The sequence below is a fragment of the Sphingopyxis sp. USTB-05 genome (assembly GCF_023822045.1).
Taxonomy (GTDB): Bacteria; Pseudomonadota; Alphaproteobacteria; order Sphingomonadales; family Sphingomonadaceae; genus Sphingopyxis.
This window is the reverse complement of sequence record NZ_CP084712.1, coordinates 4,073,005-4,090,212: the sequence shown is the minus strand read 5'-3', so window position 1 is coordinate 4,090,212 and position 17,208 is coordinate 4,073,005. Positions and strand designations below refer to the sequence as shown.

Annotated in this window: 18 protein-coding genes; 13 read left to right on the top strand and 5 right to left on the bottom strand. The window is 66.9% G+C overall.

The features are described from left to right. Positions 1-66 precede the first annotated feature (66 nt). The 4 genes from KEC45_RS18875 to holA are packed head-to-tail and all read left to right on the top strand — an operon-like array spanning position 67 to position 4,696. The gene (locus KEC45_RS18875) at positions 67-528 is read left to right on the top strand and encodes a DUF3576 domain-containing protein (protein WP_062186333.1); all 462 of its coding nucleotides are present in this window, start codon (positions 67-69) and stop codon (positions 526-528) included. 54 nt (positions 529-582) lie between these two features. Further along, positions 583-3,132: a leucine--tRNA ligase gene (leuS, locus tag KEC45_RS18870; protein WP_252171247.1), complete on the top strand. Its 2,550-nt coding sequence runs from the start codon at positions 583-585 to the stop codon at positions 3,130-3,132. Beyond that, positions 3,132-3,668 (top strand): LPS assembly lipoprotein LptE, encoded by a 537-nt coding sequence (gene lptE, locus KEC45_RS18865; protein ID WP_062186337.1) that lies wholly within the window; start codon positions 3,132-3,134, stop codon positions 3,666-3,668. Before leuS ends, lptE begins: the two co-directional genes overlap by 1 nt. Further along, positions 3,665-4,696, top strand: coding sequence for a DNA polymerase III subunit delta (gene holA, locus KEC45_RS18860; protein ID WP_252171246.1), 1,032 nt, complete (start codon positions 3,665-3,667; stop codon positions 4,694-4,696). Before lptE ends, holA begins: the two co-directional genes overlap by 4 nt. 170 nt (positions 4,697-4,866) lie before the next feature. Here the strand turns inward: holA and KEC45_RS18855 are convergent, their stop codons facing one another. Next, positions 4,867-5,379, bottom strand: a complete 513-nt coding sequence (locus KEC45_RS18855; RefSeq protein WP_062186341.1) for a DUF4402 domain-containing protein — start codon at positions 5,377-5,379, stop codon at positions 4,867-4,869. Between the two features lie 101 nt (positions 5,380-5,480). On the opposite strand from KEC45_RS18855, the gene KEC45_RS18850 reads away from it, so the two are divergent. The 5 genes from KEC45_RS18850 to KEC45_RS18830 all read left to right on the top strand — a co-directional run bounded on the left by KEC45_RS18850 (position 5,481) and on the right by KEC45_RS18830 (position 11,102). After that, positions 5,481-6,545 (top strand): type III polyketide synthase, encoded by a 1,065-nt coding sequence (locus KEC45_RS18850; protein ID WP_062187057.1) that lies wholly within the window; start codon positions 5,481-5,483, stop codon positions 6,543-6,545. Further along, positions 6,542-7,255 (top strand): methyltransferase domain-containing protein, encoded by a 714-nt coding sequence (locus KEC45_RS18845; protein ID WP_062186343.1) that lies wholly within the window; start codon positions 6,542-6,544, stop codon positions 7,253-7,255. The genes KEC45_RS18850 and KEC45_RS18845 overlap by 4 nt, the downstream gene beginning before the upstream one ends. Next, the gene (locus KEC45_RS18840; RefSeq protein ID WP_252171245.1) at positions 7,252-8,349 is read left to right on the top strand and encodes an NAD(P)/FAD-dependent oxidoreductase; all 1,098 of its coding nucleotides are present in this window, start codon (positions 7,252-7,254) and stop codon (positions 8,347-8,349) included. Before KEC45_RS18845 ends, KEC45_RS18840 begins: the two co-directional genes overlap by 4 nt. Positions 8,350-8,447: 98 nt before the next feature. Beyond that, the gene (gene msrB, locus KEC45_RS18835) at positions 8,448-8,855 is read left to right on the top strand and encodes a peptide-methionine (R)-S-oxide reductase MsrB (RefSeq protein WP_062186348.1); all 408 of its coding nucleotides are present in this window, start codon (positions 8,448-8,450) and stop codon (positions 8,853-8,855) included. A 240-nt stretch (positions 8,856-9,095) separates the two neighbouring features. Next, positions 9,096-11,102 (top strand): transglycosylase domain-containing protein, encoded by a 2,007-nt coding sequence (locus KEC45_RS18830; RefSeq protein WP_238586813.1) that lies wholly within the window; start codon positions 9,096-9,098, stop codon positions 11,100-11,102. Positions 11,103-11,117: 15 nt separating this feature from the next. Here the strand turns inward: KEC45_RS18830 and KEC45_RS18825 are convergent, their stop codons facing one another. Genes KEC45_RS18825 through KEC45_RS18815 form a run of 3 tightly spaced genes read right to left on the bottom strand, consistent with a single transcriptional unit; the run spans position 11,118 to position 12,923 of the window. Then, entirely contained in the window at positions 11,118-11,849 is a 732-nt protein-coding gene (locus KEC45_RS18825) for a M48 family metallopeptidase (RefSeq protein ID WP_238586792.1), read from the bottom strand. Continuing rightward, positions 11,830-12,282 (bottom strand): YcgN family cysteine cluster protein, encoded by a 453-nt coding sequence (locus KEC45_RS18820; protein ID WP_062186352.1) that lies wholly within the window; start codon positions 12,280-12,282, stop codon positions 11,830-11,832. Before KEC45_RS18820 ends, KEC45_RS18825 begins: the two co-directional genes overlap by 20 nt. Beyond that, positions 12,279-12,923 (bottom strand): SCO family protein, encoded by a 645-nt coding sequence (locus tag KEC45_RS18815; protein ID WP_152682498.1) that lies wholly within the window; start codon positions 12,921-12,923, stop codon positions 12,279-12,281. Before KEC45_RS18815 ends, KEC45_RS18820 begins: the two co-directional genes overlap by 4 nt. Positions 12,924-13,009: 86 nt before the next feature. Between KEC45_RS18815 and KEC45_RS18810 the strand changes: the two genes are divergently transcribed. From KEC45_RS18810 to KEC45_RS18795, 4 genes are read left to right on the top strand one after another with little or no spacing between them, the layout of a single operon-like run. Then, complete coding sequence (locus KEC45_RS18810; protein ID WP_062187063.1) at positions 13,010-13,630, top strand: ankyrin repeat domain-containing protein; 621 nt, start codon at positions 13,010-13,012, stop codon at positions 13,628-13,630. A gap of 57 nt (positions 13,631-13,687) precedes the next feature. Then, complete coding sequence (gene ribB / locus KEC45_RS18805; protein WP_062186354.1) at positions 13,688-14,962, top strand: 3,4-dihydroxy-2-butanone-4-phosphate synthase; 1,275 nt, start codon at positions 13,688-13,690, stop codon at positions 14,960-14,962. Beyond that, a complete protein-coding gene (gene ribH / locus KEC45_RS18800; protein WP_062186355.1) occupies positions 14,962-15,387 on the top strand; it encodes a 6,7-dimethyl-8-ribityllumazine synthase in 426 nt (141 codons plus the stop codon). The genes ribB and ribH overlap by 1 nt, the downstream gene beginning before the upstream one ends. Next, positions 15,380-16,045: a hypothetical protein gene (locus KEC45_RS18795; protein WP_252171244.1), complete on the top strand. Its 666-nt coding sequence runs from the start codon at positions 15,380-15,382 to the stop codon at positions 16,043-16,045. The genes ribH and KEC45_RS18795 overlap by 8 nt, the downstream gene beginning before the upstream one ends. A 37-nt stretch (positions 16,046-16,082) precedes the next feature. Here the strand turns inward: KEC45_RS18795 and KEC45_RS18790 are convergent, their stop codons facing one another. Further along, on the bottom strand, positions 16,083-17,168 hold the full coding sequence (locus KEC45_RS18790) for an alkene reductase (protein ID WP_062186359.1): 1,086 nt from the start codon (positions 17,166-17,168) through the stop codon (positions 16,083-16,085). Between the last annotated feature and the right edge of the window lie 40 nt (positions 17,169-17,208).

Sequence of the window (17,208 nt, the reverse complement as noted above, 5' to 3'; positions counted from 1 at the left end):
CAATTCCGTAATGCGCGGCCGGCTTCCCGGGATTTGGCGGCGCTCAATAGATAAGGTGTTATCGGCATGTTCCAGCTTTCCGTCCTTGCCAAGCTCGGTCGTCGCCCAGCCACGGCCGCGCTGCTCGGACTTGCGGCACTTGGCCTTTCGGCCTGTGCGAACAAGGACCGGCCGCGCGCCGACCTCGCCGCGAGCAAGGTGACGACGATCGGCGTGAACAGCTATTTGTGGCGCGCTTCGCTCGACGCACTGTCGTTCATGCCGTTGCTCCAGGCCGATTCGGCGGGCGGCGTCGTGATCACCGACTGGTATGCGAACCCGTCGAACCCGGGCGAGCGGATGAAGGTCACCGTGTCGATCCTCGACCAGGATCTGCGTGCCGACGCGCTGCGTATCGCTGCATCGCGCCAGGTCGCACAGGGCAGCACCTGGGTCGATGCGCCGGTGCAGGCGGCAACGGTTCAGAAGCTCGAGGAAATCATCCTCACCCGCGCCCGCGACCTGCGTCGCAGCGCCATCAGGGACTAATCCGGCGGCGCGCCTCTCGCGCCCGCCCAGACAGACTAACGGGGTAACCGACGAATGACCCGCGAACCGCGCTTTGGCGCCCTCGCCGCCGACGCCCGCTGGCAAAAGGCGTGGGAGGCGGCGAACAGCTTTGCCACGACCGACAGCAGCGACAAGCCGAAGGCCTATATCCTCGAGATGTTCCCCTATCCGTCGGGGCGCATCCATATGGGCCACGTCCGCAATTACGCGATGGGCGACGTGCTCGCGCGCTTCAAGAAGATGACCGGCCACGACGTCCTCCACCCGATGGGCTGGGACGCGTTCGGCATGCCGGCGGAAAATGCCGCGATGGAAAAGGGCGTCCACCCCGGAGGCTGGACACGCGACAATATTGCGGCGATGCGCGCGCAGCTGAAACGGCTTGGCCTTGCCATCGATTGGAGCCGCGAGCTTGCGACGTGCGAGCCCGATTATTACGGGCAGGAACAGGCGCTGTTCCTCGACCTGTTCGCCGCGGGGCTCGTCACGCGCAAGCATAGCTACGTCAACTGGGACCCCGTCGACATGACCGTGCTCGCGAACGAGCAGGTGATCGACGGCCGCGGCTGGCGTTCGGGCGCGCTGGTCGAGAAGAAGAAGCTGTCGCAATGGTTCCTGAAGATCACCGACTTCGCCGAGGAACTGCTGGAAGGGCTGGGGGCCCTCGATAGCTGGCCCGACAAGGTGCGGCTGATGCAGGAAAACTGGATCGGCAAGTCGCAGGGGCTTGAGTTCAGCTTCAAACTGGCGGGCGGCGCAGTCGGCTTCGATGTCTTCACGACGCGCCCCGACACGCTTTATGGCGCGAGTTTTGCGGCGATCTCGCCCGATCATCCGCTGGCTGAAAAACTCGCGAAGGATTCGCCCGAACTCGCAGCGTTCATCGAGGAATGTCGCCGTCAGGGCACCGCCGCCGAGCAGATCGACACCGCCGAAAAAATGGGCTTCGACACCGGGATTTCAGTCGAGCATCCGCTCGATCCGAACTGGCATCTTCCCGTGTGGGTCGTGAATTATGTGCTGATGGATTATGGCACCGGTGCGATCTTCGGTTGCCCGGCGCACGACCAGCGCGACCTCGATTTCGCACATAAGTACGAATTGCCCGTGTATCGCGTGATCGCCGACGGCGACGAAACGGCACAGCATTTCACCGGAGCCGAGGCTTACACGGGTCCGGGCAAGCTGGTGAACAGCCACTTCCTCGACGGCATGACGATCGACGAAGCCAAAGCGGCCGTGATCGCGCGCGCCGAGCATGAAGGCTGGGGCAAGGGCACCACCGTTTGGCGCCTGCGCGACTGGGGCGTCTCGCGCCAGCGCTATTGGGGCACGCCGATCCCCTTCATCCATTGTTCGGCATGCGGCATGGTTCCGGTCCCGAAGGCCCAGCTTCCCGTCGTGCTGCCCGAGGACGCCGATTTCTCGGTCCCCGGCAATCCTCTCGACCGCCACCCGACCTGGAAGCATGTCGCGTGCCCGTCCTGCGGCGGCGAAGCGGTGCGCGAGACGGACACGCTCGACACCTTCGTCGATTCGTCCTGGTATTTCCTGCGCTTCGCGTCGGCGCCGTCGGACAAGCCGTTCGACCCCGAAGTCATCCGCCGCTGGTTGCCGGTCGACCAATATATCGGCGGCATCGAGCATGCGATTCTCCACCTGCTCTACGCCCGCTTCTGGACGCGCGCGCTGAACAAGCTTGGCATGATCGACATCAAGGAGCCGTTCGCCAGCCTGTTCACGCAAGGCATGGTGACACACGAAACCTACAGCCGTGCGCAGGGTGAAGGCCTGCCGCCGCTCTTCTTCACGCCCGACGAGATCGAGCGCGGCGCGGACAGCGCGACGCTGACCAACGACGGCGCGCCGGTCGAGATCGGCCGCGTGACCAAGATGTCGAAGTCGAAGAAGAATGTCGTCGACCCCGACGCCATCCTCGACCAGTACGGCGCGGACGCTGCACGCTGGTTCATGCTCTCCGACAGCCCGCCCGAGCGTGACCTGCCGTGGAGCGAGGCGGGCATCGAGGGCGCCTGGCGTTTCGTCCAGCGCCTGTGGCGCCTGTTCGGCGACACCGAAAATGCCGGCGACGGCAGCGAAGACAAGGCACTCGCACGCAAGCTGCATCAGGCGATCGCAGGCGTCGCCGCCGATATCGAAGCACTTGGCTTCAACAAGGCGGTGGCCAAGATCCACGCGCTGGCGAACGAAATCGAAAAGGCCAAGCCGTCGGCGACGCGCGCCGAAGCGTGCCGCACGCTGATCCTGCTCGTCGCACCGATGATGCCCCACCTCGCCGAAGAGGCATGGGCCGCGCTGCCGGACAGCCAGCGCGCCACGGCGATGATCGCCGATGCGGCGTGGCCGGCCGCCGATCCGGCACTGCTCGTCGATGACGAGGTGACAATCGCGATCCAGATGGCGGGTAAGCTGCGCGATACGATGACGATCGCCAAAGGCCTCGACAAGGATGCCGTGGAGGCTGCGGCGCTCGCCCGACCGCGCATCGTCGAGCTGCTCGCCGGCGCTGCGCCGAAGAAGGTGATTGTGGTGCCCGACCGTTTGGTGAATATCGTTCCCTGATGCGCTTGCTTCTCGTCTCCTGCCTCGCGGCCGCTTCGCTGACCATCGGCGGTTGCGGTCTGCGCCCGTTATACGCGAACGGCAGCAAGGGGGCGGTGGCGCAAGTGCTCGCCGGCGTCGATGTCGCGGCGATCGAGGGGCATAGCGGCTGGCTCGTGCGCAATGCGCTCCGTGATCGGTTGCAGGCGACGCAGGGCGGCGAAGGCGCGGGCAAGCGCCTGCGGCTCGACGTCCGGCTGGAAGATTCGATCACCGGCTTCGGCGTCCGCGCCGACGATGCGGTGACGCGCGAACGCCGCACCTTGCGCGCGCGCTATCAACTCGTCGACGCCGCGACGGGCGAAGTGCTGCTCGACGCAACAGCTTTCTCCGACGCCGGGATCGACGTCGTCGGCAGCGAATATGCGACGATAGCCGCCGAATCTTCGGCGCTCGAGCGCCTGTCCTCGGCGGTCGCCGACCAGATCGTCGCGCGCCTCGCCGTCTTTGCGAACCGCGGCGGCGGACAACCGGCTGCCGTGCCCACCGGGCAATGAAGACGGTCAAACCGAACGAACTCGAACGCCTGTCGCGCCTCGACCCCGCGGTTCGCTTCACTCTCCTCACCGGTCCCGACGAAGCGACGATGGAAGCCGTCGCGAGTCATTTGCTCGGGCTCGCGGGCAAGGATGCCGAACGGCTCGACCTGACTGGATCGCAGCTCTCGCAGGACCCGTCGCTGCTCGCCGCCGAAGCCGCTTCGATGTCGCTCTTTTCGTCGGCGCGCGTGATCAAAGTCGACCTTAGCGGCAGCGGCGACGACGCCCTCGCCGCGGTTGAGGCGCTGCTGGCGGCCGAAACCGCGATCAACCCGGTGATCGCGACCGGCGCGTCGGTCACCGCCAAATCGAAACTCGTCAAGCTGGTCGAAGGATCGGACCATGCGGTCGCCGCGATCTGTTATCAGCCCGATCGACGCCAACTCGTCGGCATCGCGATGGCGGCGGCGCAGGAACAGGGATTGAGGGTGGCCAACGCCGACGCGCAATTGCTCGTCGACCTCGTCTCGGGCGATCAGGCGCTGATGCGGCGCGAGATCGAGAAGATCGCGCTTTATCTCGACGCGGGTCCCGACCGACAGCGGCAGGTCACCGCCGCCGACATAGCCGCGCTCGGTGCCGCGACGCACGAGGAGGATGTCAGCGAGTGCATCAATGTCGCGCTCGGCGGCAAGGTGCGCGAGCTTCCAGAGATGCTGGCAACGGCGGCAGCGGTCGGCGTTGCCGAGATCCGGATCATCCGCGCGCTCGCGATCCGCGCCATGGCGCTCGCCCGTCTGCGCGCCGAGGTCGACGGCGGCGCGCATCCCGCGACCGTCGTCTCGGCCAGGACCAGCGGGATTTTCTGGAAAGAGCGCGATGCCGTGACCGCGCAGCTCCACATCTGGGATTCGGTCCGCATCGCGCGGCTGATGAGCCGCTTGCTCGATTGCGAACGCGCGCTGAAGGCGTCGGGTACGGCGGGCGCCGTGCTGTTCCGCAAGCTGATGACCGACATCGCACACCAGGCCGCGCGGGCGCGGTAGCGTCGCCAGTTTGGGCGGGAGCGGACCTCCCCATCATCGTCACCCCGGACTTGATCCCGCTTGAAGTCGAAGTCAGTGAGCGCGTCAAAAAAGCAGGATCCCGGGTCAAGCCCGGGATGACGGAAGTGGGTGACGCAACGTCGCTCCCCACTCCAAACCCCCGACTCGCCTTACTGATACTCTACCGTCACCGGAATGCGCCCGCGATAGTCGCCGTCGTCGAGGCCGGCGACCTGAAGCCGGCCGCCGAAGCGGAATATCAGCCGGCCGTCGGCGCCGAGGCGCGGTGCGGCCGACAGGTCGGTGACCAGGCCGGTCACGCGCGCGGTGCGGCCGTGGCCGCTTTCAAGATCGACGCTGGCGGGAAGGATGACGCGAACCTCGGCGCCGGGTTCGCCGCGCACGGTTACGGTGCCGGTCAACGCAAAGCCGCCGAGGTCGACGACATCGCCGCGCACGCGGCGGGCGCCCGAGGCGGGATCGAGTTCGACCTCACCGCCCATCGCCCCCACTGCGACGCGGCCCATGTCGAGCCGGGTTTCGACATCGACGCGCAGCGGTATCTCGGCCTTTCGCGCGGTGATGCCCGCCCCCTTGTCCTGCGCGCAGAGCATGCATTGCGCGCCCACCGAAGGTGCGGCGCCGAAAGCCAGCATAAGCCCAAGGAAAAGACGCCATTTCACGCCCGCCTATCTAGCGCATTCATGGTTAAGCTGCCGTAAAGCCGCGGAGGCGCTAATCGCTGGTCTGTTTCCCGCTTTTCGGCCACATGTGCGCGATGACCATGCCTCCGCCGTCTCCCCGGCTAAACGCCCTCGCCACCGCGGTGCCGGGGCATGATATCCATCGATCCTTCATCGACTGGGCGACGCCGCGGCTGACCGACGAGCGTGTGCGTGCGATCTTTACGCGGATGACCGCGCGGTCGGGGATCGACCATCGCTGGTCGGTGCTGCCACCGACGAAAACTGGCGGATCGCCGGTTGAACCGGGCGGCTTCTACGATGTTCCGGGCCTGCCGCCGACGTCGTTGCGGATGGCGGCTTATGCGCAGCACGCTCCAGAGCTCGCGATGCAGGCGATCGGCGGGCTGGGCGATGCGCTCGATCCGGCGCGCATCACGCATATTGTCGTCGCAAGCTGCACGGGATTCGTCGCGCCCGGGATCGATCAGATTCTCGCAAAGCGGCTCGGCCTTGCGCCGACCGTCGAACGCGTGCTGATCGGGTTCATGGGCTGTTACGCCGGGGTCACCGCGCTGCGTACCGCGCGCCATATCGTGCGCTCGGAGCCCGATGCGGTGGTGCTGGTGGTCAGCGTCGAATTGTCGACGCTCCACCTCAGCCTTGCCGACGAGCCCGAACCTCTGCTTGCGATGCTGCAGTTCAGCGACGGCGCTGCGGCAGGGATCGTGTCGACAGCGCCGCAAGGGCTCGAACTCGGCGAAGGCCGCAGCCTGGCGCTGGACGACAGCGAGGATCTGATCCGTTGGGATATCGGCGACAGGGGTTTCGAGATGACCTTGTCGGGCGAGGTGCCGGGACGGCTGCGCGAAACGCTTGCCAACCCGGGCGTCCAACGCGAGTTGTTTGGCGATAATGGTCCGCCGCCGTTGCTCGCTGTCCACGCCGGTGGCCGGTCGGTGCTCGATGCGGTCGAGCATGCGCTGGCGGTCGCGCCCGAGGCGCTCGCCGACAGCCGCGCGGTACTCGCGCGTTTCGGTAATATGTCGTCGGCGACGATATTGTTCGTACTGGCCGACATGATGGCGCGCGGCGCGGTGGGTGAGGGGGTTGCGATCGCATTCGGGCCTGGGCTGGCGGCCGAAGCGATCCGGTTCAGCGCATGAACCCCTTTGCCAGTCTGCGTGTCCCAATCGAGCGCGACGAGGAAATGGACGCCGCAGAGTTGGCGCCCGAACGCTATGCCAAGGTGCTGGCCGACCTGTCGCGGATCAACGGCCTGACGATGGCGCCGCGCCCGACGCTGGGCTTTCTAGAACGGGTCCGCGCGCGCGGCCTTGGCGACCGGCCTTGGCGCATCCTCGACGTCGGGTTCGGCGCGGGCGACATGCTCGCCCGGATCGCGCGCTGGGGCGACAGGCGCGGGGTTGCGCTCGATCTGGTCGGCGTCGACCTCAACCGCAAGAGCGAAGCCGTGGCGGCGATGCGGCTCGGCGCGCGCGCGCGGTTGATCACCGGCGATTACCGGGCGCTTTCGGGACAGGGATGGGACATCATCCTTTCCAGCCTTGTCACCCATCATATGACGCCCGTGCAGCGCACCGAATTTATCCGCTTCATGGAGGCCGAGGCGGCGCGCGGCTGGCTGGTCAACGACCTCCACCGCCAGCGCCTGCCGTTCGCCGGCTACCCCCTGCTCGCGACGCTGGCCTTTGTCGACCCGATCGTCCGCCGCGACGGGCAGCTTTCGGTCGGGCGCAGCTTTCGCCGCGCCGAATGGCGGGCGATGCTGGCCGAGGCGCTGCCCGATATGGCGAACGAATGCCGCATCTTTCGCAGCTTTCCGTATCGGCTCTGTGTCGAGCATATCCGGTGAGCGACGCGATCGTCGTCGGCGCCGGACCTGCCGGGTCGGCCGCGGCGATCGGGCTGGCGCACGCGGGCGCAAGGACGTTGCTGATCGAGCGCGCACGCGAAACGGGCGACGCGCTGTGCGGCGGCTTTCTGAGCTGGCAAACGCTGATGCGGCTCGAAGCGCTCGGGATCGACCGCGCGATGCTCGGCGGGCAAGCGGTCCGGCGCGTGCGCCAGTTCGCGGGCCGACGACAGAGCGAGGCCCTGTTGCCCGGCGAGGCGATGGGCATATCGCGCCGCACGCTCGACATGGCCTTGCAGGCAGCCGCGCTGACGGCGGGGGCCGGGCTCGAACGCGGCGTTCGCGCAAGTGGACTTGAGCACGGCGCGGTGCTGACGCGCGATGGCGGGGCGCTGACGGCGCCCGCGATCTTCCTCGCTGCGGGCAAGCACGGGTTTCGGGGTTTCGCGCGCGATCCCGCCGACTGGCAGCGCGGCGATCCGGTAATGGGGCTTCGCCTGCGCTTGCCCGCGCATCCGACGCTCGACCGGCTGGTCGGCGATGCCGTCGAACTCCACCTCTTCGATCGCGGTTATGCGGGGCTGGTGCGGCAAGAGGGAGGGACCGGCAATCTTTGCCTCGCGGTCCATAAATCGCGGCTCGACGAGGCGGGGGGCGATCCTTCGGCGCTGCTGCACACGCTTGGCCATAGGATGCCGCACCTCGGCGAACGGCTGGCGCATGCCGACTGGTCGTACAGCGTCGATGCGATCGGGCATGTCCCATACGGATGGCGTGCGCATGATACCGCACCGGGGTTGTTTCGGCTCGGCGATCAGGCCGGGGTGATCCCCAGCCTTGCGGGCGAGGGCATGGGCCTCGCGCTTGCCAGCGCCGATGCCGCGGTGGCGGCGTGGCGTCACGGCGGTGCCGCCGCCGCGCCCGCCTTTCAGAAACGTCTGGCAATGCGGATGACGCGTCCGTTCGCGCTCGCCAACCTCGTCTGGCGAATGGGCGAAAATCCGCGCAGCGCCGGATATATGACCGGCGCGGCGTCACTTTTTCCGTCGTTGGTGCGAATGATATCGCAGGCGACGCGCATCGACCCGCGTTGACTGCCCCCCTTCCGCCCCCTTGCGGTGGGGCGCCGCCGCGCCGATATTATGACCAACAGCGACGGGCCCAGAATCGGCCCGTCTGAAGGAGATTCTCCATGACCGATCCGAAAACCGACAAGACGCTCGACCCGATGGCGCATTATGTGCTGCGCGAGGGCGGCACTGAACGCGCCTTCACCGGCAAATATACCGACCACAAGGGTGATGGCGTCTATCGCTGCGCCGATTGCGGCGAGCCCTTGTTCGACAGCCGGACCAAGTTCGACAGCGGCTCGGGCTGGCCGAGCTATACCGCGCCCGCCGCAGGCAGCGCAGTCAAGGAGCTGACCGACACCAGCCACGGCATGGTCCGTACCGAAGTGCGCTGCGCCAAATGCGAAGGCCATCTCGGCCATGTCTTCCCCGACGGCCCTGGACCGACCGGCCTGCGTTATTGCATCAACAGCGCGGCGCTTGACTTCGCGGACCGCGGGCAGGATGAGGCGTCAACCGGCAAGGATTGAACCTCCTTCCCGGACTGACGCATCAGGGGCGCAGTGAGGGAAGGAACACCGGCTTTGCGCCGCGAAAGACAGCAGGCTTCGTCGAATAAATCGTCATCGTCCAGCAAGCGTAGCGGCACGCCCGGCGGCGAGCCGCCGCGTTGGCGCGTGTGGCTGCGCCGCGCCTTTCGCTGGGGCCTTGGCCTTGCCGTCGTCGGGCTTGTCGCGCTGGCGGTTGCGGTCGGCATCGCGGTGCAACGCATGCCGAGCTTTGAGGAGCTCAAGAAATCGCCGGCGGGGCAGACGATCCGCGTCCGCGCCGCCGACGGCACCGTCTTCCTTTCGCTCGGGCCCAATTACGGTCGCTGGCTGACCCTGCGCGAAACGCCGCAGGTGATGCAGGACGCGATGGTCGCGGTCGAGGATCGACGCTTTCGCTACCATCCGGGGCTCGACCCCGTCGGCATGGCGCGCGCGGCGGCGGTTGCGCTGCAGAACCGCGGCAGCGGCCGGCGCCTGCAGGGCGCATCGACGATCACACAGCAGCTCGCGCGCAATATCTTCCTGTCGAACAGCTATGATTTCAAGCGCAAGGCGCGCGAGATGATCCTCGCGCTCGCGCTCGAATGGAAATTCTCGAAGGACCAGATTCTCGAGCTTTACCTGAACAAGGTGTATTTCGGCGGCGGCAGTTATGGCATCGACGCGGCGTCGAACAGTTTCTTCGGTCATAGCGCGACCGAAATGTCGCTGTCGGAGGCCGCGGTCGTCGCCGGTCTCGTCAAGGCACCGTCGCGTTATTCGCCGACCGCCGACGCGCAGGCCGCGCTGGGCCGCGCCGGGGTCGTGCTGGACGTGATGGTCGATGCGGGCGTCATCACGCGCGCGCAGGCGGACAGCGCCGAACCCGCGAATGTCCAGCTCGCCAAGGAAACCGGGCAGAATAGCGCGCGCTATTTCAGCGACTGGGCCCTGCCACAGCTCGACATGCTGATCGACGAGGGCAGCGAGGCGCTCGACGTCTATACGACGATCGACCTTGGCATGCAGCGCGCGGCGACCGCGGCGATCCAGGCCGATACGCCAAAGGGCGTGCAGGGCGCGCTGGTTTCGCTCGACCGCGACGGCGCGGTGCGCGCGATGGTCGGCGGCCGCGACTATGTCGCATCGAACTATAACCGCGCGACGCAGGCGCTCCGCCAACCGGGGTCGGCGTGGAAATTGTTCGTCTATATGGCCGCGCTCGAAGCGGGCTATAAGGTCAATGACAAGGTCGTCGACGAGCCGGTGACGATCAACGGCTGGAGCCCGCGCAACTCGTCGGGCCGCTTCTCGGGCACGATGGATCTGCGCAGCGCCTTTGCCTATTCGGTGAACACCGTCGCGGCAAAGCTCGGCGACGAGGTCGGTTTCTCGGCGGTCGCCAACATGGCGCGCCGCTTCGGCATCACGACGCCGGTCAACACGCACCCGTCGATGGTGCTCGGCAGCGCCGAGGTGCGGGTGATCGACATGACCGCCGCCTTTGCCGCGGTGTCGCGCGGCGGCGTGTCGGTGCAGCCCTATGGTATCACCAAAGTGACGACCGCGAGCGGCGAGCTGCTCTATCAGCGCCCGGCCGAGCGCGGGAACACGCTGGTCGATCATTGGGTCGCCGCGGGCATCACCGACCTGCTCCAGACCGCGGTCAACACCGGGACCGGCAAGGCGGCGCAGATCGGCCGCCCCGTCGCGGGCAAGACCGGCACGACGTCGAGCAACAAGGACGGCTGGTTCCTCGGTTTTTCGAGCGGGATCACGACCGGCGTATGGATGGGCCGCGACGATGCGAAGCCCGTCGGCGGGTTGCAGGGTGGCCGCGCGCCGGCCAAGGCCTTTGCCGATTATATGCGCGTCGCGGTCGCGCGGCGGCCGGTGGAGCAGTTCGACACCGAGGTCGTGTTGCCCGAATGGCAGCTCGAGGATGAGGGCGAGGCCTATATGGGCGAACCCGGCGAAGAAGGATTTGTCGACGAGAATGGCATGCCGATCGAGCTGCCCTATGACAGCCGCCCGCCCGAAGGCGCTGCGCCGCCGCCGCCGCCCGAAGACGGTCCGGTACTCGACCAGCAGTGGATCGAGGAGCAGACCGGACGGCGGAACCCCGGCGACAATGGCGCGGCACCCAAAAACGGCGGCCAGCCCAAGATCGTCACCGTGCCAAAGGTGACACCGCCGCCGCCGGCCAAGGGCGCGCAACAGCGGCCACCCGCCGACCCGTCCAACTAGATCCCGGCCCTAGGATCAGGCCGTAAAGCGATAGCGGTGCAGCGAGCGCCCTTCGCGCCGCAGCCAGCCGCGCGCCGCTCCGACATCGCCGTCGTGCAATTCGTCGACCAGCGCGTGAAACGCCGCGCTATGGTCCATGTGGCGAAGGTGCGCGACCTCGTGCGCGACGGTCGCGCGGCGGACATGATCGGGTGCCATCACAAGCCGCCAGCTATAGCGCAGATCGCCATCATGCGTGCAACTGCCCCAACGGCTGCGCGGATCGCCGACGCCAATGCGGCCCACTGAAAGGCCCGCCGCGCCCGCGATCTCGCGGCTTTCGCGCTCCATCAGGTCGAGTGCCTGCGTCTTCAACCAACGCTCGATGCGGCGGCCGACGGTCTCGCGCGGGCCGCCGACGCGTAAATTTTCGCCGTCCAGACGGATCGCGCGCGGCGCGGCGGCATCCCAATCGATATGCCGTTCGACGCCAAGAAAGGGCACCGCGCTGCCGGGGCCGACGATGACGGGAAGCGCCGCCTTGCCGACCTGCTCGATCAGCCACGCCTGCTGCTCGCCGGCCCATTTCAATGCTGCGCGCTCGTTCGTCCGTCGTGGAACCGTCAGGCGCAATTCACCGCGCGCGCCGTCGAACACAAGCCGATAGCGGCGCGACTGTGCATGGCGCACGACGCGCACGGGCCAAGCTTCATCGCCGACCCAGATATGCGGCCCTTCGGGGGCGAAGTCAGACGATGCGTTCGACAAGATGATTCTCGAGCGGCCCGGCGACGTCTTCGCCGACCGTCCAGCCGACGATCGATTCGCCCGCGCGGTGCACCGCATCGCGGTCGCCGCAGACGAGATAATGCCAGTCGGGCAGTGGCTCGCCCTCGGCGCGCAGGCGATAGGCGCAGGTCTGCGGCAGCCATTCGAGGTCGTCGACCTTCGCTTTGGTCAGCGTCAGGCAATCGGGAACGTGGCGGCGGCGATGCTTGTAATCGCTGCAGCGCGCGGTCTTGAGGTCGATCAGGCGGCACGCGACATTGGTCGGATAGATGCGGCCCGTGTCCTCGTCCTCAAGCTTGTGCAGGCAGCATTTGCCGCAGCCGTCGCACAGCGCCTCCCATTGCCCGGCGTCAAGCGTGGCGAGCGGCGCTTCCCAGAAGGGGCGGTTCGATGTCGCCCCCGCTGCCATCATTTCACCCACTTCGCCAACTCGGCCGCGACCTTGTCGGGCGCACCCTCGTCGATATCGGACGACGGATCGTCGAGCGGCAGCAGCGCGAGCGGCTTGCCGTCGGGGTCCATCAGAAAGGCAAGCTGGCTGTGCGCCATCAGATAGCGGTCGGGCGCCGAACCCTCGACCTTGTTGTACGTCACGACATAGGCTTTCGCGACCGCCGCAATCTGTTCGGGCGTGCCGGTAAGGCCTAGCAGGCGCGGATGATAACGCGCGACGAAAGGCTTCAGGGCTTCGGGCGTGTCGCGGGCCGGATCGACGGTAATGAATAGCGGGACGACCTTGGCGCCGCGCGCGGCGTCGGTCTTTTCGAACTGCGACAGGCCGCGCATCAGTTTTTGCAGGTCGACCGGGCAGATGTCGGGACAGAAGCTGTAGCCGAAATAGACGAGGCGATATTTGCCCGCGAAATCACTGTCGCGAACCGTCTTGCCGTTCTGGTCGGTGAGCGTGAAGGCGCCGCCGATGCGCGCTCCTTCCAGCGGGGGCTTCGCCGCTGGTGCGTCGCCGCCGCCGCTGCACCCGGCAAGCGCTGCGCCAAAAGCGATCATCAGGCTTGCACGGACCAGCCTTTGTCCCATATTTGCGATATTCATCATGCAGCCAGCCTTGGTCGGCTAGCCGCGGAAAATCAACCTTTGTCGTCGCGCGAGCGGCGGACAAATTGCCCCAGGGGTCGCCGATCATGTTTCGCCGCGCGGAATTCCGCTTCGCCGCTTTCGTCGCTGTGCTGGTCGCCGCGACGGCTCTGTTGCTCAACCCCGCGCAGGCGCAGTACCGCGGCGGCTACGCCTTTCTGCAAGCGGTCGAAAGCCGCGACGGGACGAAAGCGACCGATGCGCTGAAGGACGATCCCTCGTTCATCAACACGCGCAACCCCGACACCGGCGAAACCGCGCTGATCATCGTTGCCAAGCGGCGCGACACCAACTGGCTGCGCTGGTTGCTCGCCAAGGATGCCGATCCGTCGGTCAGCGACCGCCAGGGCGTGACGCCGCTGATGCACGCCGCGCTGATCAACTTCACCGACGGCGCCGAGGAACTGATCAAGGACAAGGCGCCCGTCGACCAGGCCAACCGGCGCGGCGAAACCGCGCTGATCCTCGCGGTTCAGAGCAAGAATGTCGCTATGGTACGTCTGCTGGTCCGGAACGGCGCAAATCCTGACAAGGCTGACCATGTTGCCGGCATGTCGGCGCGCGAGTATGCGAAGCGCGACGACCGTACGGGGCAGATCACGGCGCTCCTCGATGCCAAGCCCGACGGCCCAGTGCGCGATTTCGGGCCCAAGATCGGCCCGAACTGACCAACGCAATGTGATATGAAGATTGACAATCACATTTCAGTGTGAGAAACAATCTTCATGTCTACACAGCTCATCGATCGCATTCGCGCCATCGTCGACGACGGGGCGATGTCCCGCTCGGGTCTCGCCCGCGCCGCGGGCCTCCACGCCAACAGCCTTCGCGATCTCGATTCGCCCGGCTGGAACCCGACGGCGGAGACGCTGCGCAAGCTGGAGAATTGGCTCGCGAACGGCAGCGACCTGTCGCCGATGGCGACGCCGGAGGAAATCATTGCCGAGGCGCGCAACGGGCGCATGTTCATCCTCGTCGACGACGAAGACCGCGAGAATGAGGGCGACCTTGTCATCCCTGCGCAGATGGCGACCCCCGACGCGATCAATTTCATGGCGACGCATGGCCGCGGCCTCATCTGCCTGACGCTCACCAAATCGCGCGTCGACACGCTCGGCCTCGAACTGATGAGCCGCCAGAACGGCACGCGGCACGAAACCGCCTTCACCACGTCGATCGAGGCGCGCGAAGGCGTCACCACGGGTATTTCGGCGGGCGACCGCGCGCGTACCGTGGCCGTGGCGATCGACGCGGGCAAGACCCGCGACGATATCGTCACCCCCGGCCACATCTTCCCGCTGATCGCCCGCGACGGCGGCGTGCTCGTCCGCGCCGGCCATACTGAGGCGTCGGTGGACATCGCGCGGCTCGCCGGACTCAATCCGTCGGGGGTGATCTGCGAGATCATGAACGATGACGGCACGATGGCGCGCCTCGACGACCTCGTTCCCTTTGCGCGGCGCCACGGGCTCAAGATCGGCACGATCGCCGACCTGATCGCTTATCGCAACCGCAGCGACCGGTTGGTCGAATGCGTGTCCGACGACCCGTTCGAATCGGATTATGGCGGCGACTGGCGCCTCAAATCCTATCGCAACAAGATCGACGGCACCGTCAATCTGGTGCTGCAAAAGGGCCCGGTCGACCCGGAGGGCGTGACGCTCGTCCGCATGCATCCGGTGTCGATCTTTGACGACATCATGGGTCGCCCGGGGCCGAAGAAGCGCCGCCTGCAGCGCTCGATGGACGCGATCGGCGAAGCTGGCGCGGGCGTGATCGTGATGCTGATGCGTCCGCTCCCCGGATCGGCCGACGCCGACGCGACCCCCGCGCCGAGCGGCGGCATGGACCTTCGCACTTATGGCATCGGCGCGCAGATTCTCGCCGACCTCGGCGTCCATGCGATGGAACTGCTCACCCCCACCCACAGCAATATCGTCGGCCTCGAAGGCTATGGCCTGTCGGTCGTCGGCGAACGCCCCATTCCCGGAGAAGCCTGATGGCGCATGTCCTGATCGTCGAAGCCCGTTTCTACAGCCACCTCAACGACATGCTGCTCGACGGCGTGCGCAGCGCGCTCGAGGCCGATGGCCATAGCCACGAAACGGTGACCGTGCCTGGTGCGCTCGAGGTGCCTGCGGCGATTTCGCTCGCCGCCGACACCGGGCGTTTTGACGCCTATGTCGCGCTCGGCGTCGTGATCCGCGGCGAGACCTATCATTTCGAGGTCGTGTCGAACGAAAGCGCGCGCGGCATCATGGCGCTGACGCTCGACGGCCTTGCGATCGGCAACGGCATCCTGACCGTCGAAAACGAGGAACAGGCGCTTGCGCGCGCCGACAAGACGCGCAAGGATAAGGGCGGCGAAGCGGCAAAGGCCGCGCTCGCCATGCTCGCGCTGAAGGAGCAATTCGGCATTGGTTGATCGCCCGCCTCCCAGCCGTTTTTCCGTCGTCGAGCGCGGCGGCCGGCTGGTGGTGATCGACAGGGAAACCGGCCAGACCCCGCCGACCGCGGCCGAACGGATGGACCTTCACGACCGCAAGATGGGGGTCGAGCCCATTCGGCCTGCCAAGCCAAGCGCAGCGCCCGATCTGTCCGCCGCGGCGCGCGCCGAATCGGGACTGAGCGCGCGTCCTGCGCCCGCGCGGCAACAGGCGGTATCGGCCGCCCCTGCGAACAGCGGCAGGGAACGTATTGCCGCCGCTGTCGTGGAGCGTAACAAGCGGCCTTGGACTGCTTCGCAGCCGAACGATCGGCCTGCACCGGCCGCGAGCCCTGCTCCCGCGCGGATCGAGGGCCGCGCCGCGCCGCAGGTCGGCGGCCGCAAGACGATCGTCACCGCCAGATGGTGGGATTCAAAGGGACCGCGCACGATCGATCTCGGCCCCAAGGGTCAGGCCGAGCTTACCGGCGGCTTCATGATGCTGTTCTTCGGCCTGGTGATCGCGGCGATCGTCGCGGCCTTCGTCGAGCCGCTGATCCTCTTCGTCGGCGCCTTTGCGCTGTTCCGTTTCGGCAGCAATATCCTGGGGCCGATCGGGGCCGGCATCGTCGACAAGGCGCTCGCCGAAAAGGGATGATCCGGACAGCACCAAGCCGCCCGGATCATGGGACATCTTACGCCGTTTGCAGCGCCGGATAGTCGGTGTAACCAACCGGCCCCGGCGAGTACCAGGTCTGCGGATTGTCGGCCGTCCATTCGGCGCCGGTCTGGATCCGTTCGACCAGGTCGGGGTTGCCGATGAACGGGCGTCCGAATGCGATCGCGTCGGCGCTGCCGTTCGCAAGCGCCTCCTCGGCCAGCGCGACATCATAGTCGCTGTTCAGGATCAGCGGACCTTTGAAGGCGGCGCGGATCGCGGGCGACTGTTTGGGCACGTCGGTGCGGCCGAAGGTGCCCTCGGGCCCCGGTTCGCGCAGCTCCAGGAAAGCGATGCCGAGCGCGTCGAGCGCCGCGGCCGCGGCCGGGAACAGTTTCTCCGGCGCGCTGTCGTCGACGCCCTGCGTCTCGCCATTGGGCGAAAGGCGTACCGCGACGCGCTCCTTGCCCCAGACGCCGATCAGCGCCTCGGTGACTTCGCGCAGCAGGCGGATGCGGTTCTCGACCGAACCGCCATAATCATCGTCGCGCAGGTTCGACCCGTCGCGCAGGAACTGGTCGATCAGATAGCCGTTCGCGCCGTGCAACTGCACGCCGTCGAACCCGGCCTTCTTGGCATTTTCCGCCGCCTTCACATAATCGGCGATGACGCGCGGGATTTCGTCGAGGCGCAGCGGGCGCGCTTCCTCCAGGTCCTTGCGGCCGACCGGCGTATGCGCGCGGCCGGTGCCGGTGGTCGCCGACGCCGAAACCGGCTGCTTGCCATCGTTGAATACCGAATGGACCAGGCGGCCCATGTGCCAGAGCTGCGCAACGATGCGCCCGCCGGCTTCATGCACGGCATCGGTCACCGGCTTCCAGCCTTCGACCTGCGCGTCGGTCCACAACCCCGGCGCGCTCGGCCAGCCAAGGCCTTCCTGCGAGATGCCGGTGGCTTCGGAAATGATCAGCCCGGCCGATGCGCGCTGGCGATAATATTCGAGCGCCAGCTCGTTCGGTACGAAGCCAGGTCCGGCACGACCGCGCGTCAGCGGCGCCATGATGATGCGGTTCGGGGCGTCGATCGCCCCCAGTTTAATCGGATCGAATAGTGATACGGCCATGTTTCCTCCACGTCGCACTTTCTTCGCGACGACCCCTTCG

Excerpts from the sequence above, each read along its gene's own strand:
- KEC45_RS18875 (WP_062186333.1), top strand. The coding sequence starts at position 67 with ATGTTCCAGCTTTCCGTCCTTGCCAAGCTCGGTCGTCGCCCAGCCACG.
- leuS (WP_252171247.1), top strand. The coding sequence starts at position 583 with ATGACCCGCGAACCGCGCTTTGGCGCCCTCGCCGCCGACGCCCGCTGG.
- lptE (WP_062186337.1), top strand. The coding sequence starts at position 3,132 with ATGCGCTTGCTTCTCGTCTCCTGCCTCGCGGCCGCTTCGCTGACCATC.
- holA (WP_252171246.1), top strand. The coding sequence starts at position 3,665 with ATGAAGACGGTCAAACCGAACGAACTCGAACGCCTGTCGCGCCTCGAC.
- KEC45_RS18850 (WP_062187057.1), top strand. The coding sequence starts at position 5,481 with ATGCCTCCGCCGTCTCCCCGGCTAAACGCCCTCGCCACCGCGGTGCCG.
- KEC45_RS18845 (WP_062186343.1), top strand. The coding sequence starts at position 6,542 with ATGAACCCCTTTGCCAGTCTGCGTGTCCCAATCGAGCGCGACGAGGAA.
- msrB (WP_062186348.1), top strand. The coding sequence starts at position 8,448 with ATGACCGATCCGAAAACCGACAAGACGCTCGACCCGATGGCGCATTAT.
- KEC45_RS18830 (WP_238586813.1), top strand. The coding sequence starts at position 9,096 with ATGCCGAGCTTTGAGGAGCTCAAGAAATCGCCGGCGGGGCAGACGATC.
- KEC45_RS18820 (WP_062186352.1), bottom strand. The coding sequence starts at position 12,282 with ATGATGGCAGCGGGGGCGACATCGAACCGCCCCTTCTGGGAAGCGCCG.
- KEC45_RS18815 (WP_152682498.1), bottom strand. The coding sequence starts at position 12,923 with ATGATGAATATCGCAAATATGGGACAAAGGCTGGTCCGTGCAAGCCTG.
- KEC45_RS18810 (WP_062187063.1), top strand. The coding sequence starts at position 13,010 with ATGTTTCGCCGCGCGGAATTCCGCTTCGCCGCTTTCGTCGCTGTGCTG.
- ribB (WP_062186354.1), top strand. The coding sequence starts at position 13,688 with ATGTCTACACAGCTCATCGATCGCATTCGCGCCATCGTCGACGACGGG.
- ribH (WP_062186355.1), top strand. The coding sequence starts at position 14,962 with ATGGCGCATGTCCTGATCGTCGAAGCCCGTTTCTACAGCCACCTCAAC.
- KEC45_RS18790 (WP_062186359.1), bottom strand. The coding sequence starts at position 17,168 with ATGGCCGTATCACTATTCGATCCGATTAAACTGGGGGCGATCGACGCC.